This window comes from Bacillus luti (assembly GCF_001884105.1).
In the GTDB taxonomy this organism is placed as follows: domain Bacteria; phylum Bacillota; class Bacilli; order Bacillales; family Bacillaceae_G; genus Bacillus_A; species Bacillus_A luti.
Genome location: NZ_MACI01000066.1, coordinates 25,153 through 39,716, shown reverse-complemented (window position 1 = coordinate 39,716; position 14,564 = coordinate 25,153). Strand labels below are relative to the sequence as shown.

The window sequence follows — 14,564 nt, the reverse complement described above, 5'->3', positions numbered from 1 at the left end:
AGAACAACTATCTTTCCTACTATATCAATTGCAATTACATAATTTCTTTATTTTGTACTACAATACATTTACTACTATTTATTAATTTTCCCTCCTATTTATTTAATTTATATTTAATTAGGATATTACTAAACAGAAATATCCTCTAAAAACTTACAATTTCTGTGCGTAATATCCTAACTTTTTCAACTGTTTAATTATCATTTTTTCTCAATATAGTCCAAACTACCAAATATTCGCCGAATCCCCTCTTTATGCTGAGGAAAAATTAGTATGCCCAATTCAATACCTTCTGAAGTAATTGATGCATACGTGACACGGCGGTCTTTAGGACATGGTTTTCAACTCTTCTTTTCCAACCTATCCACTACATACGTGATACTACTACTTGCAAGTAATGTTTTGTCTCCAAGTTTTTGTATAGGCTGATCACCTTTACTGTATAGTAGCTTAAGCATTGCAAATTCAGTTGGATTAAGTCCATAAATTTTTATATCCTTTTCAATACGTTTAGTGATTGACTGTAATTCCCTTGATAATATAACAAATAACTTTAAAGATAAGTTCTCATCGCTAATCACGCTCATAATTACCAATCCTTTACAACTTATCTTGAATTCGAGATTCATTATATTATCGTCAAAATATTATGTCAATAATCCATTTTAGCTTTATCAAGCCACTTATAATTTATTTCTCAACATAAGACATATGGAATTAGAAGAAAACAATTGTTAATATATAAGTATCTCAATTACGTTATTTCTTTTAAAGAGAGCTTGTTTTCTAACACAAGTTCTCTTTTGCCATATTCTAAATTGGATCCGGACAAATTTCAGATGATGAGTCTGCCCCCATGTATATGATATAGTTTTTAAACAAAGATTAGAGCCCTCCTACAAGAAGGAGAGCTCTAATCTTTCATATAAATATTCACCATTTTTATCATTGCGGGGACATCAAAACTTTAACTTGATGAGGATATGGCACTACCTCAATTAATAAATATTACAAACCATATATCTAGGTTAATATCTATCATATTTTTTATAAACATGATTAATTAGATTTAAAAAAAGATTTCTCTTTCTTTACTCGTAATAAGTCACCTGTCCATCCTTTAAATCGCATATACATATACATACCCCCTGTTGTGAAAATAATAAATAAGAGAGCGATTAAATAGCTATATTTCCATTCTAGTTCAGGCATGTATTTAAAATTCATACCCCATAATGCTCCTAAGGCTGTCAAAGGCGTATCCACAGCAGTTAATACAGTAAGGGCTTTCATAATTTCATTCCCACGATGAGAAGAAACAACTTCTTGCAAATGAATCATCGTGTCTAATTCTTCTTGGTACTCTTTAACAAGTTGTAATCCACGCTCTAATTTTACGTGTGTTTGTTTATAGCAAAGGGTGTTTGTTAGGTTTTCTAACCAAGCTTTCTCCAAGCCTTGTAACACTTCTTGTATTAAGCGAAACACATGTGTGTTCATAAATAATTCATGACGAATATGATAAATCCTTTCTAAAACTGCTATGTTATTATGATGATAAAAATCCCATAATACATTTCTGAAATTGTTTTCAAAGTAGTCAACCTTTCGCAAATAGTGAGATATAAACATTGATAAGATAGTACATAATCCTTCAGCGATTCTCCCTTCAAAATTAAAAATTTCTAATACAATATGCCAACTATAAGGAAAATAAAAATTATCAAAGAGATTAATAATCTATTTTACGATCCCCCCCTAACTAGTTAAAAATCTATCATTAACAAACTTCAATAAAAAATGCCTTCCCCCTCTTTTTTTATCATTGGATTTTTCAGTGACATAGAAGCACAGCGCTGAATTACATGTAACTGCCCCATGTGATTCTCTATTCCTAAAGAAAAAAGCAACCCACAAGATACTTTCTTTAATTGTTTTCACTCTAATTTATTTAGATAATTCTCTTATTACTGTAAGATACATTTATTCTAAATCCTAAAACTCACTTATTTCTTGATAGGTTCTTAAGAAATATCAAAAAATAAAGAAAACAAGTTATTTGGTTATTCATTCCGTAAGCTTAATGCTCAAGCTAGTTTTTTTCACACGGTTAAACTTTATTAAGAAAACTTTAAGGAATTTCCCTCTATATTTATAAGAATTTTTTTCTATACTGAATTCTGTAAATGAACAAGAGGAGAAATGACCATGAAGAAATTTGTAATTTGCATACTAGGAATAGGCTTTCCTATATACTTACTACCTTTCATATTACGCGGTGATTTAGACAGATTTAATCCGATTGCTGAAGAAAAAAATGTATACGCCGTTGCGAAAGGATATGGCGTTCCAGATTACCATCATAAAGGCCGGGCTATGTACTCAATAAAAGGTGTTGATGAATTAAGAAATGAGAAAGAATATACAGTAGGAACGAGCACTCCTAATGACTTTATAAGAAAAACTTACTTAAAAATTCATGTAAAAGGAAAGTATGTGTATTCTTACGATGTTATCTCTGAAAAGGACATACCGGAGAAAATAAGAGGACAATTGAAAATAGTAGATAACTAAAAGAGCCTACTCGTATGAGTTGGCTCTTTCTTACCTCTCCCACCTACCATCGGGCTGGGGAAGGAGAATTCTTTCGGTAAATATATTATCCTTGTTTTAGTAACCATTGTTCAATTACTTTCACTGTTTCATCCCGTTGCGCTTTTGAAGTAATTAAACTCGCATTATCACCCTTTTGCTCACCATACATGCCAAAATTAGCATGGTTTCCACCTTTTATCATGTGCATAGTTGTATTCTTTGACATGAACTTTTTACTATTCTCTATTTTTTCGACAGTTGCTAAAGCATCTACTTCCCCGTAAATTGATAACATTGGAGTCTGTTTAGTAGAGAAATCATCTGCAGGATAAGAACCTAAGAAAATAATCCCATCTATCTTTTCTTCATGTTGAAACGCATACTTAGAAATCATAGCTCCGCCCATTGAATGCCCAGCAACATACCACTTTTGAACTTCAGGATACTTTTCCATTACACTGTCTACCTCATTGATTCCAAGTATCGCTAAGTTTAATGGTAACTTAGGCATCACTACAAAATGTCCATCTTTAGCAAGAGCTTCTCCTAAGTAACTATAAGCCTCGGCTTCTACTTTAGCTCCTTGGTAAAAAATAACCCCTATTTTAGCATCTTTCTGTCCAAATACTATAGTATCTTCATCTTTTTTATCATCCACTAACGACAAAGCCTCTTTCGTTGGTTTATAAGTAAACTGAGACCAAACAAAAAACGTAATACTTCCCATAAGTAAAATACCTAGTAAAGAGTACAGAATAATTTTCATCCATTTCTTCACATATATGCCCTCCCTAAGATGTATATATTCTATACTTTAATTATTATTAATATGATTGTCGAATAATCTTAACTAATAAGTTTAGAAAAAATACTACAAGTGGATTTCATACACTAAATAAAATTTTATAAAGAAAGAGCCGATTTCTTTATCGTATAGGAAATCGGCTCTTGGCTTAGTTATAGTACTAAAACACAACTTGTTACGATAACTATCTTTATACTATAGACGTTGATCTTTCTGGAAGTTTAGTTGAAAATGATTCTCATCATTATATACCCCAAATTCATACCCTTGCTCTTTATAAAATTTAATAATTTCAGGAAGAGCTTGTAATGTTTGCGCCTTTTCATGCATTAAAACTACTTCCACATCTTCTGTTGTTGTACGCTTTACATCCTCTACAATTTGCTTTGGATTACCTTTTAATCTCCAATCATTTGAGTCTATCGTCCAATCCCAAACTTTCATTCCTGCTCTTACAATTTGATTACGAATTTCCGCACTCTTTAATCCTGGTGCAGATCCATATGGTGGACGGACTAGTTTAGGAGTTGTACCCGTAATATTATGAATAAGAGCTAACGTTTCTTTCATCTCCGGTACAAATTGTCCTTTTTTGTATAGCTTATCACTATTATGCGTCATACTATGTGCACCAATATAATGTCCTTCTTTTACTGCTCGTCTTACATTTTCCTGAAAACTTGTATTTTGTAAATTGCTCCCTTGCATAAAGAATGTCGAAGCAACATTTTGCTCTTTTAGTACATCTAAAAACTCCCCAGTTAATTCGCTAGGACCGTCATCAAATGTTAAATAAACAACCTTTCCTACCGGCTTTCCATCATGTCTTTTTTGTTTTGTCGATAATGTTCCCTTTTTCCTCTCTTGTTGCATATTTACTTGATTCATATTTTCATTCACTACTCCCTTCGCTGGGATAGCGTTCCACTCTCCAATTAAAAAGAACGTGAAGAAGGTCGTTGCTAAAATAACTCCTAGAGATAGTATTGCCTTAGTTGCTCCACTTGTTTTTTTCTTATTTTGCGATTCTTTCATGATGTTTCGATCCTTCCCTACTAATTTTCATATTCATTATTTATACAGCTGATCCTTTACTCGACTGAATCATTAACTCCAGCTGATATTTACAATAAATAGATTAATAGAGGAAGGTGCAGATGAAATGCAGATAATGTCGAAATCAGTTAAAGAATGATGTATTATGTGTAGTCTTTATAAAATTTCTCTAATACAGTTAAATTAATTCTTCAATTAGGAAATTGATTATACACCCTGCTTCACCAGAACTTCCATCACCAGCCCATTTACATAATTATCGTTATTAGCAGTCAATCTAAAAAACTAGAAAATCCCCTTCAGAGGATTTGAAGGGGATTTTCGTTTATGCCACATTACTATGCAGACTGCAATAACTGATAGAAAAGCTGTTATTTCTGGCCTTATTAAAAGATTTTAACTTAATTTTTTAATGTTTAGTGCTGCGCCACTTTCAACTAGATTACAAAGAGAGAGAGAACTTCCATTCAGACTTGTATTTCTTAATGAAAAAGTGGATTGAGCTGGTACTCTTAAAATAGCTGTTCCTGAAAATTGGTCACATGATTCTCCAGTATTTGTTATCGTTCCAAAAGATGTTTGGAAATTAGGTACTGGCGCTCCGTTTAGGATAGCCGTTACTTGTTGTTCTCGATTTATTGGTGTCAAAACAGCAGTTGTAATTACATAGTTAATTTCATAATCTCCAGCTAACGGAATGAGTACCGTAGTAGGAGAAAGTAAAACAATTCCTCCTGCATTAGCTATACTTTGGTTGTTAAATGGAATGCTCTGTCCATTAGATACCGTAACAAATGTATTTTGCCAGAAATTACGATAAGCTGGTGAAAATTCTAGCGAGTGGACAGCAGGTGGATTAGCGGGAAGAAACTTACCACAGCATCCCTTAGATTTTGAAAAATATGAGTTCAAAATAATTCACCACCTTAACTTGAGATTTAATATAATTATTTATATTCAAATTAAGTAACTTAGCTTGTACATTTGTCCAATAACATCTTATTCTTACTAGAACTTAACTTCCATCACGGCTTCTTCTTCCCTATCGGAGCTGCAACTTCATGCCAAAAATAAAAACCCGAATTTCTCTATATTAAAATTGAGAAATTTGGGTTTGATTACTTAACACTCATTTTTTATTTAAAACAAATAGCTGATTAATAGTCCGGCTGATAATAAGAAACCAAAAATCGTATTTGTCATCGCTGTTGATTTCATGGCGATGCGCATATACCCGGGATCCTTTGCCCCTTTTTGGAAACTTTGAATTGCAGAGATTGGCTTTTTCAAACCTAGGAACATAACTAATGCCCAAGGGCTTATATAACCCATCAATACAATTACAGCGATCCATAAATAAGCAATGAAAAAGGCTACAGCTAGTGTTGCAACTGCTTTCTCTCTCCCAAGGAGGATTACCAATGTCTTTCTTCCACCTTTAATATCTTCATCGATATCTCGGATGTTATTCGCCATGTTAATTGCACCAACTAAAATTCCAATTGGAATAGAAATCAATACACTTTCAACTGTTACAGTATTCGTCTGAATAAAGAAAGCAATGAGTACAAAACATGTCCCCATTAACAAGCCAGAAACTAATTCTCCAAACGGAGTGTACGCAATTGGTAATGGACCACCTGTATATAAATAGCCAACCGCCATTCCAATTAAACCAATGACGACTAACCACCAGCTACTATTCATACAAATATAAATGCCAATAAAGGCTGCTACGACATACAATAAAAGCGCAACTGTTAACACGTTTTTTGGCTTCAATCCATGACGGACAATTCCACCACCAATTCCAACAGAATCAGCAGTATCTAATCCACGTTTGAAATCATAGTACTCATTAAATAAATTCGTTGCTATTTGCAATGCTAAACATGCACTCATCATCGCAATAAATAAAAGCCAATCAATTTTGGCAACATAAAGTGATGCCACTGTCCCTAAAATTACAGGAGAAAACGTCGCCGTTAACGTATGCGGGCGCGTCATCTTCCATATTAATTTAGCGGAACTAATTTCTTTTTCATTCCCCATAACTCTGTTCAATCTCCCTACATTTTAAGTATAAATTACTAGCAGTATCTTTCTATCTATTTCCTGCTGCACATCTATTATATCAAAAAAACGAATGGGCATAGAACTGTAATGTCCTTGCTTGTACAACTATAGCTCTTGAAGTTTCTCCACGTTAGGGTAATACCAGTGTCCATGCAACCAGGGATAAAGTAATCTACTGAAATTTTAGTTACTTTCCCCCAATAGATTATTGGATATCCCCATTATTTTTTAATTTCGGATACAATGTCATTTTGAAGATTTTGGCTCTCTCCTCAGCATCCTTACAGCTCATCTCTTGATCAATAAGGTATAAGGCGTAAGGTTCTTTCTTTTACTATACATCGTATCAAAAACCACAAAAAAATAATAATGTTACATGTACTTTGCTAGTTTAGTAATATGATTTTCAACTTCAATACCACCATACATTGTAATAATATAATTGTCCAAATTACAGAACTTTGAAATGACTTTTATTAAGTTAAAGGGCAGGATATTTTAATAAGTTATAAAAGAAATCCATCCCTTTTTGTAATAGAAGAGGGCTGGACGATTTTTACGTTGAATTTTAATGTTCCGTTCAATATTTATTTATCGTTCTGAAAACAAATAGTATAAACGATACAGGTAAAAATACTGCCCCCACACTTAATGAAAGTATAAATTATCACAATATTCCTTGCGTTTTAACTTACTTTACAACAGAATCCTTTTTCCATTTGTATAAAACTATTTCATGATAAACAGGATCAAATAATGGGTTTGAATAAAAGACGGCTTCCTTTTCAACTTGGTCTTCTATATGAATTCCTTGTTTTTGAAATCCTTCAATTAGATGATTGGTAACATATATATTATCATTTTTATGATATTTTTTATCTTGTAAAAAATATGAATATGTGTAAAAACGTTTATGTTCATACGGCATTTGTAAATATTCTATAACCCTCGTCTCTTCCCAAGTGTATACAATAAACGGCTCTTGTTTTCCCTCCAAATATGACGCGAGTTGATATGTTGCCGGTACCTCCGCATGTTGTTCTTTCATGAGCGGTATACTCATCATAAGTTGACTCGTTGCAAACAAAAGCAAGATAATACCACGATTGTTTTTTAACCATGAAATAGCAAGTATGCAAAGTAACATCGCTACAATCGGATAAGAGTGACGAGGTTTATCAATATTTTGTCCAAATAAATTCCAAAGAAAATAGAAAACTACAAGAGCAATCAACACCTTTGGATAGCAACGTATATTTTTCCATTGTAAAGCAAACAGAAACAAAAAGAACAAAAAGAAACCTACCAAATAATAAGAGTGGATACCTATTCCTGCAAAGATGATGTTTTCAGAAAGTAGACGATAGAGGCGTGAAATGAGTGGTTCACTCGTATCTGTAACTGCTCCACCCCATTCGGTAAAATGCCCTTCTACAAATCCAAAAGAAATTTCCCACAATCCCTTGATGCCACCAATGTTCCAAATAAGGGCACTGACCCAAACTAGTTGCGAAAGGACAGCTGTACAGCATAAGATTATAAATCTCCATTTCTCTTCATGCCATTGTTGCCATAATAATAAAATAAGTACAATTCCAAACGGTGCGTAGGATAACCTTATACCCATTAATAGCGCAAAGCAGAAAATTGGCCAGAATTGAGTTTGAAAACATTTTGTACGAAAAGCACGTTCTATACTCCATATATACCACCACACGATTACTAACGCTGCGCCTTCTGACATAGGCTGCGTTACTAAAATAGAGAAATACCCGCTCGTTTGTAAGAAAGCTACAACAATAAGAGCGCTCGTTTTACTTACATAATGGCGTGCAATCCAATACATTGGAAAAGCTGCGCCAAGTGCCATGATGGCATTAAAAATCCCTAACGATTGCACAGGATTTTCTATAAAAATATGCGTTATCATCCCCCCTAAAATAAAAAAAGGATACCCTGGGAAATGGGGCTGCATCGCTAATATGTCATATTGCTTTAATGCAAGTGTAAAATCGACTTCGTCCCACGTTGCTGCAAACGGACTTGCATAGAAAAAACGAATACAAATCACACTAATAATAAGGATAACTGCCCATATACGTAGTACTTGTTTCATCTCATTTCCTTTCTTCAAAAAAAGTACAAGGAAAACACCTTGTACTTTAACTAACTGACTTATTTTCTTCCATTATTTCTTTCTTTTTAACAGGCTTTTTAAAAATAATTAACATATACAACACAACAAAATATCCGATATACACAAGTACTTCTTCAATAGATGGCATTGAGGAATATCCTAAAAATGCTTTTAAGAAAATGCCGATATCACCAGAAAGAAGTGGTGCAGTACCATGATCACGAAGATAATGATCATAATCAATAGGATGCTCTGGTAGTAGCCAAGTAATATCATATACATGTGGCATTACACTGCCAAGTATCTTTAAATCTTGAAGCATAGAAACACCTTGTACAAGAAGTCCTGCTGCGATTAATACGATAAATGCACCTGTTACTTTAAAGAATACTTTCAGTGAAATACGCATCGTTCCTTTAAAGAATAAGAAGCTAACAACTGCTGCAACGAGTAGACCAGATATAGCTCCCCAGCCTTTCATCGCTTCTCCAATATTTCCACCAGTAATAGCTGCGAAGAAGAACACAGTTTCTACACCTTCTCGAAGTACAACAAGGAAAGAATGCACGACCATTCCAATTATATTTCCAGCCGTAATATACTGATTCATTTTATTTTCCATGTTAGCTGTCATATTCTTACTATGTTCTGCCATCCAAAATACCATTTGTGTAAGTAAAATGGCTGAAATGAAAATAATGGATATTTTTAAATACATTTCACTCCCCATAGCAGCAAAACCAGTAAATACAACTTGGAAGACTAGGGCGACAATATAACTTGCTACAACCGCAAGCCCTGCTCCTAACCAAACATATTTCACATACTGCTTACTATCTGTGCGCTTTAAGTACGTTGTAATAATCCCAACGATAAGCAGCGCTTCTAATACTTCACGAAATGTAATGAGAAATGCCTGAAGTTGCATTACTCTTCCCCCTCACCCTTACTTGCGTTTTCTTACAGCGTATACAATGACCCCAACAAGTATAAGTACAATCACTACGATTGGAGCCCAGTTTTTCAGGCTGCTTAAATCTGTCCACTCTGTTTTCCCCGTTTTATCAGAAGCTGCTTGATCTTCTTGACTATTTGCACTAAAGTGTCCAACTTTAAAGTCTTTAATTTTAAACTCTTTTTGTAAACCTGTTAAAATAGCATCTTTGCTTTTCTTGAAAGCCTCTTGATTTGCTTCTTTTTGACCTACTCCAAATAAGCCTGGATTTCCTAATGATTCTAACGCTTTATTAAATTCATCCTTTAATGTTTTATCCAGCTCTTTATTGTGCTCACCAACAGCTGGTGATAACGCTTCATATGTAGCAAATGCTTTAGCTAATAAACGTTTGCTTGTATCATAGTCTTTAAAATTTTCGCCTACATTTGTTAAACGACGATTAATATTAAGCGCAAGAATTTTTTGCATATCAGCAATAATATCTCCTTTATTTTGTTTATCAAAGTCCTTCATCATTGCCTTAGAGGGTTCTTTTCCCATATGCTGATCAATTTCTTCTTGCACATTTTCATATGCTTTCTTTGCTTCTTTAAAGTTTGCCGGATTTTCATCTAACTTAGTAACCATCTGCTTGTATGCTTCAGCTACTTTTTCTTCGTTCGGATTTCCATACGAATAAGCAAATGCAGTTGGTTGCACTGAGAATAGTAAGAAAATACTAACAAATAATGATGCAATGATTCTTTTCATGAACGTTCCTCCCGAGGTTAACGATAATTATTACTACTTTCATTATTAAGATAAGAAACGCTCGCTATGAGCACCTCTTATCCTCTATTAATACATGAGCCGTATAGTCAATACTAACTTTCTCTACTGGACGCGTCATTTCTCTCCAAATCGCTGGAAATACACGTGTCATATACTTACGAAACGATATGAAAGACTCACCTGTTTTTCGTACTTTATAAGTAATCGGTACTTCTTGTACTCGAAAGCCTTTTCGTACTAAATTCAAAGTAATAACTTGGGCATAGTTATAATCATGAATAATTTCCCCATGCTCCATCGCTTGTCTAGAAAAAGCACGCATACCTGATTGTCCATCACGAATCCACTTTCGCAATAACAAGCATTGCAGCGTCGTAAAACAATAATTCCCAAGACGTCGATGTAATTTCATTCCTTGAATGGTTCCCCGAAAACGAGAACCCATCGTATAATCTGCTTCTCCAGTAAAGATAGGTTCAAGTACATTCGGAATTTCATTAGCTGGGTACTCATCATCAGCATCAATCATTACACTAATGTCAGCTCCAAGACGATAGCTTTCCTGCAAACCCGCTCGAACGGCTGCACCAAGTCCTCCGTTTTTTGCAAGTGAAACGATGTGATCAGCCCCGGCCTTTTTTGCAACGTCTACCGTTCTATCAGTTGATCCATCATCAATAACAAGCACTTCTACCTTTACACTTGGATGAAAATGACGCGGTACCTTTTGAATGACATGTGCAATAGAATCCTCTTCATTTAATGCGGGTATAAAAACAATTACTTTCATTCTCTTTCCTGCTCCTTTAGCGCTTCTACTAAGACAGGACCCCGACTATGAGATGGATACGGTGCTCCTAATAAATAAGCAATTGTAGGGGCCATAGAAACAAGACTCTTCTTTTCTTCTACTTTTATACCTTGAGCAATATGAGGGCCGTACATAAAGAATGGTACAAAGCGTTCCCCTTCGTCTAAATGACCGTGACCACCAATCCCATCCGCTTGCCCATGATCTGCACAAATGATAAATGTCGTATTTTCTGCTTTTCCTGTTTTCTCCAAATGCTCAATAAATTGCTTCACATGCTGATCTGCTTCATGAATTTTTTGTAAATATTCATCATATAGTACGCCACGGCTATGACCTGTTTGATCTGTAGAAATAAGTTGGACGATAAATAGATCTGGATCTTGTTCATCCATAATCTTTCTTGCTTTCTCCATAATTTTCGAGTCAACAACATCATTGTTCATCACAGCAGTAAATGTTTCCACATCATCGCCAAACGCGTCGACAAGATGAGCAACCGCCAACATCTTCCCTGTTTTATCCACTTTACGAAGAGAATCAAAAATACTCTCTACGTTCACTCCATGCTTCCAAACCATATTCGATTTAATCCCATGCTCAAAGGAATACGTTCCTGTAAACATAGATGAAAAACATACAACTGTACGAGCTGGATATACAGTTTCCATATTTAAAAACTCTGTCCCTTGTTTTCGAAGGGAATCTAAGTACGGTGTATGTGCCGCCTCAAAACGATCTTTTCGCATACCATCTATCACAATTACAACTACTTTTTCATTTAATGCCTCTTGATTTTCAGGCATATTTTCTGTATAGCTAGCAATTGCCTTTGGCTGCCAATCAAATAAATTACGGTGTAAAATAAGCGTATATATAAGAAGGGCACCATAAAATATGCACAGCACTTTCCAATCTATCCCGTTAAATGTACCGCCTTCTTGAAAGAAATCGTAATAGTAATACCAAAGCGAAAGTAATAGTAAGAATTTTGGCATCTGTTCTTGTGCATTCCCACTTGTAGAATCACTATTTTTTAAAACCAGCTTCCAAAACCGTGTGAAGTTCAACCATGATGTACCAATTCGCAAATGATAATATAAAGTTCCCCAAAATAGAATTGTAAAGAAGAAATATAATCCTAATGCAAAAAAGAATAATGGTAAATGGACCGTCTTAAATACAATTAAATAGGCAATAAACGGAAACCATAAATAATTTCTTAAAAACAATGGAAAATCAAACAAATAATATAAAACAAGTAAAGGTACAATGAGGACAAAACTACTAAAAAATGCTGAGATAAAACCATTTTGTCCAAACTGCGAGATAGAAAACAATAAAAATGTACCGAATACAAAAATAGGCGTAAACGGTTTTCCTTCATTCAGTAAGTTCCAGCAGCGGGCTGCAACTTTTTCAAACTTTGATGCTTTTTTCACTTCTTCCACCGGATGTTTTCCCCCTTCTGACTGACTAGCGAACGCAACTCCATTGGATATAAGACGAGCAGAATTGCACCCACACCGTAAGAAAATATAAATTTAAAACCGTGACTCATTAATGACCATTCATATGCTGCCACTTCTCCTACGCCAAGCGCTCTTAGCGCAAACGTCATTACCGTTTCATATGTCCCAAGACCACCTGGTGTTAATTGAAATACTTGTCCTGCTATGGTCACACTATTCACCCAAACAGCCTGTAGGAATGTAAGTGAGTTCGCAATCTCATAAATGACAAAAGCTTCGCAAATCCAGCTCATTACAATTAGTAAGATAATGATAACGCCTTGTATTGTAAACAAAACGGCCTTTAGTTGCTTCCATTGTCCCTCGACAAATTGCGGTACTTTCTTATATAAAAGAAACAACGCTCCACTTCCGATACATATGCAAGCAAGGATAACAGGAACGTTCAGTAAAACATTCCCCCACAATACAAACATTCCTACTGCTCCAAATACACCAAGAATAAGTAAATCTAATATACGAAGAATAACAACCGATTGTGTCGCTTCTCCTAGTGTCACTTTCTTCTCTTTTGTAATGATCGCAATGCGAACAGCATCTCCTACTTTCAATGGAGAAACATGATTAATAAACAAACTATAAAACAATCCATATAGAGCCTCTTTCATTGTAATACGATGATGAAGATACAATTTCCAAGCGTATGCACGAAAGAAAAATGCAATGCCATACATCACAATAATAACTATTAAGGTATAAGGATGTTTCCATAATTCATATAGTTTTCCCCACAAAGAAGACATTTCAAATGACTGCCACGATATAACAAAAAAAACACATAACAAGAAAATCCCACAAAGATTAAACAGTATCCGGATATTCTTTCGCCCAAGCAATAGTCTGCTCCAACCCTTCTGCAAATGATACACGCGGTTCATATCCTAGCTGATTTTTCGCCTTCGAAATATCAGCCCACGTCGATGTCACATCTCCTTTACGATGTGCCTCTCTATTTACACGCATAAGTGGGAAGTGCTTCTCTAGCTGTGCAAGCAATTCAGTCATTAAAATTGGTGCATTTGAACCTAGATTGTAGACATCGCTTCCATTCGACTCTAACGTAAGAGCAATCCCTTCTGTAATATCATCAATGTATGTGTAATCTCTTCCTGTTCCCTTTCCATATACAACAATTTCTTCACCACGTAATAATTTCCGAATAAAGCTTGCTATCGCCATATCAGGGCGCCCCCACGGACCATATACGGTAAAGAATCGTAAAATATTCATTTGAAATCCATACATATATTGATACGCATGGCAAAGTGACTCCATCCCGTACTTCGATGCTGCATAAGGAGATAAGACACGGCCGTTTGCCATTTCCTCTTTCAAAGGCATTCCTGTTTGCTCTCCGTACACAGAAGAAGAGGATGCCACAATGATTTTTTTTACATTTTCTTCTCCTGCGCATGTTAATACGTTACTTGTCCCTTTTATATTAATATCAATATAAGCACCTGGCATTTCAAGTGACGGTCTCACGCCTGGAAATCCAGCTAAATGAATAACTGCATCAACCTTCTCTTGCTGCATAACAGCTTTCACATCGTCTTTATGCAAAATATCACACTCATAAAATGGTACATTTCCAGATCGCTGCACTTGTTCAAGCTGAAACTGTTTTCGTGATTTCGCATAATAGGAGTGGAAATTATCAAGTAGTACAACTTGCTTTCCCTGTTCTAACAACTTTAAAGCAAGATGACTCCCGATAAAACCAGCCCCTCCAGTAATTAATACTTTCATTCATTTCACCAACCTTTGCTACACTATGTAAAAGAAGAAACCTTGTCAAGACAAGGTTTCTTCAAAAAGGCATA

The 14,564-nt window shown here is 34.9% G+C and carries 12 protein-coding genes and 2 pseudogenes; 1 reads left to right on the top strand and 13 read right to left on the bottom strand.

The window, feature by feature from the left end:
* Positions 1–153: 153 nt before the first annotated feature.
* Both BAQ48_RS28495 and BAQ48_RS15235 read right to left on the bottom strand, forming a co-directional pair.
* A pseudogene (locus BAQ48_RS28495) lies at positions 154–587 on the bottom strand (MarR family winged helix-turn-helix transcriptional regulator).
* A gap of 472 nt (positions 588–1,059) precedes the next feature.
* Positions 1,060–1,659, bottom strand: a pseudogene (locus BAQ48_RS15235) (magnesium transporter CorA family protein); the annotation flags it as partial.
* Positions 1,660–2,208: 549 nt separating this feature from the next.
* Here BAQ48_RS15235 and BAQ48_RS15230 point away from each other — a divergent pair.
* Positions 2,209–2,574 carry a YxeA family protein gene (locus tag BAQ48_RS15230; RefSeq protein WP_071711714.1) on the top strand — a complete coding sequence of 122 codons (366 nt, stop codon included), beginning with the start codon at positions 2,209–2,211 and terminating at the stop codon, positions 2,572–2,574.
* 85 nt (positions 2,575–2,659) lie between these two features.
* On the opposite strand, the gene BAQ48_RS15225 is transcribed toward BAQ48_RS15230, so the two are convergent.
* From BAQ48_RS15225 to BAQ48_RS15175, 11 genes are all read right to left on the bottom strand, one after another.
* Positions 2,660–3,373 (bottom strand): alpha/beta hydrolase, encoded by a 714-nt coding sequence (locus BAQ48_RS15225; RefSeq protein ID WP_071711713.1) that lies wholly within the window; start codon positions 3,371–3,373, stop codon positions 2,660–2,662.
* A gap of 222 nt (positions 3,374–3,595) precedes the next feature.
* Positions 3,596–4,435 carry a polysaccharide deacetylase family protein gene (locus BAQ48_RS15220; protein WP_071711712.1) on the bottom strand — a complete coding sequence of 280 codons (840 nt, stop codon included), beginning with the start codon at positions 4,433–4,435 and terminating at the stop codon, positions 3,596–3,598.
* 417 nt (positions 4,436–4,852) lie between these two features.
* On the bottom strand, positions 4,853–5,368 hold the full coding sequence (locus BAQ48_RS15215) for a BclA C-terminal domain-containing protein (RefSeq protein ID WP_071711711.1): 516 nt from the start codon (positions 5,366–5,368) through the stop codon (positions 4,853–4,855).
* 228 nt (positions 5,369–5,596) lie between these two features.
* Positions 5,597–6,508: a 1,4-dihydroxy-2-naphthoate polyprenyltransferase gene (menA, locus tag BAQ48_RS15210; protein ID WP_071711710.1), complete on the bottom strand. Its 912-nt coding sequence runs from the start codon at positions 6,506–6,508 to the stop codon at positions 5,597–5,599.
* Between the two features lie 715 nt (positions 6,509–7,223).
* Complete coding sequence (locus BAQ48_RS15205) at positions 7,224–8,648, bottom strand: hypothetical protein (protein ID WP_071711731.1); 1,425 nt, start codon at positions 8,646–8,648, stop codon at positions 7,224–7,226.
* A gap of 46 nt (positions 8,649–8,694) precedes the next feature.
* Positions 8,695–9,597: an FTR1 family iron permease gene (locus BAQ48_RS15200; protein ID WP_071711709.1), complete on the bottom strand. Its 903-nt coding sequence runs from the start codon at positions 9,595–9,597 to the stop codon at positions 8,695–8,697.
* Between the two features lie 18 nt (positions 9,598–9,615).
* On the bottom strand, positions 9,616–10,377 hold the full coding sequence (locus BAQ48_RS15195) for a hypothetical protein (RefSeq protein ID WP_071711708.1): 762 nt from the start codon (positions 10,375–10,377) through the stop codon (positions 9,616–9,618).
* Between the two features lie 64 nt (positions 10,378–10,441).
* Positions 10,442–11,188 (bottom strand): glycosyltransferase family 2 protein, encoded by a 747-nt coding sequence (locus BAQ48_RS15190; RefSeq protein ID WP_071711707.1) that lies wholly within the window; start codon positions 11,186–11,188, stop codon positions 10,442–10,444.
* Positions 11,185–12,660, bottom strand: a complete 1,476-nt coding sequence (locus BAQ48_RS15185) for an alkaline phosphatase family protein (protein WP_207544839.1) — start codon at positions 12,658–12,660, stop codon at positions 11,185–11,187. The genes BAQ48_RS15190 and BAQ48_RS15185 overlap by 4 nt, the downstream gene beginning before the upstream one ends.
* Positions 12,648–13,577, bottom strand: coding sequence for a lysylphosphatidylglycerol synthase domain-containing protein (locus BAQ48_RS15180; RefSeq protein ID WP_071711706.1), 930 nt, complete (start codon positions 13,575–13,577; stop codon positions 12,648–12,650). Before BAQ48_RS15180 ends, BAQ48_RS15185 begins: the two co-directional genes overlap by 13 nt.
* The gene (locus BAQ48_RS15175) at positions 13,543–14,490 is read right to left on the bottom strand and encodes an SDR family NAD(P)-dependent oxidoreductase (RefSeq protein WP_071711705.1); all 948 of its coding nucleotides are present in this window, start codon (positions 14,488–14,490) and stop codon (positions 13,543–13,545) included. The genes BAQ48_RS15180 and BAQ48_RS15175 overlap by 35 nt, the downstream gene beginning before the upstream one ends.
* Positions 14,491–14,564: the final 74 nt, after the last annotated feature.

Excerpts from the sequence above, each read along its gene's own strand:
- BAQ48_RS15230 (WP_071711714.1), top strand. The coding sequence starts at position 2,209 with ATGAAGAAATTTGTAATTTGCATACTAGGAATAGGCTTTCCTATATAC.
- BAQ48_RS15220 (WP_071711712.1), bottom strand. The coding sequence starts at position 4,435 with ATGAAAGAATCGCAAAATAAGAAAAAAACAAGTGGAGCAACTAAGGCA.
- menA (WP_071711710.1), bottom strand. The coding sequence starts at position 6,508 with ATGGGGAATGAAAAAGAAATTAGTTCCGCTAAATTAATATGGAAGATG.
- BAQ48_RS15205 (WP_071711731.1), bottom strand. The coding sequence starts at position 8,648 with ATGAAACAAGTACTACGTATATGGGCAGTTATCCTTATTATTAGTGTG.
- BAQ48_RS15200 (WP_071711709.1), bottom strand. The coding sequence starts at position 9,597 with ATGCAACTTCAGGCATTTCTCATTACATTTCGTGAAGTATTAGAAGCG.
- BAQ48_RS15195 (WP_071711708.1), bottom strand. The coding sequence starts at position 10,377 with ATGAAAAGAATCATTGCATCATTATTTGTTAGTATTTTCTTACTATTC.
- BAQ48_RS15190 (WP_071711707.1), bottom strand. The coding sequence starts at position 11,188 with ATGAAAGTAATTGTTTTTATACCCGCATTAAATGAAGAGGATTCTATT.
- BAQ48_RS15175 (WP_071711705.1), bottom strand. The coding sequence starts at position 14,490 with ATGAAAGTATTAATTACTGGAGGGGCTGGTTTTATCGGGAGTCATCTT.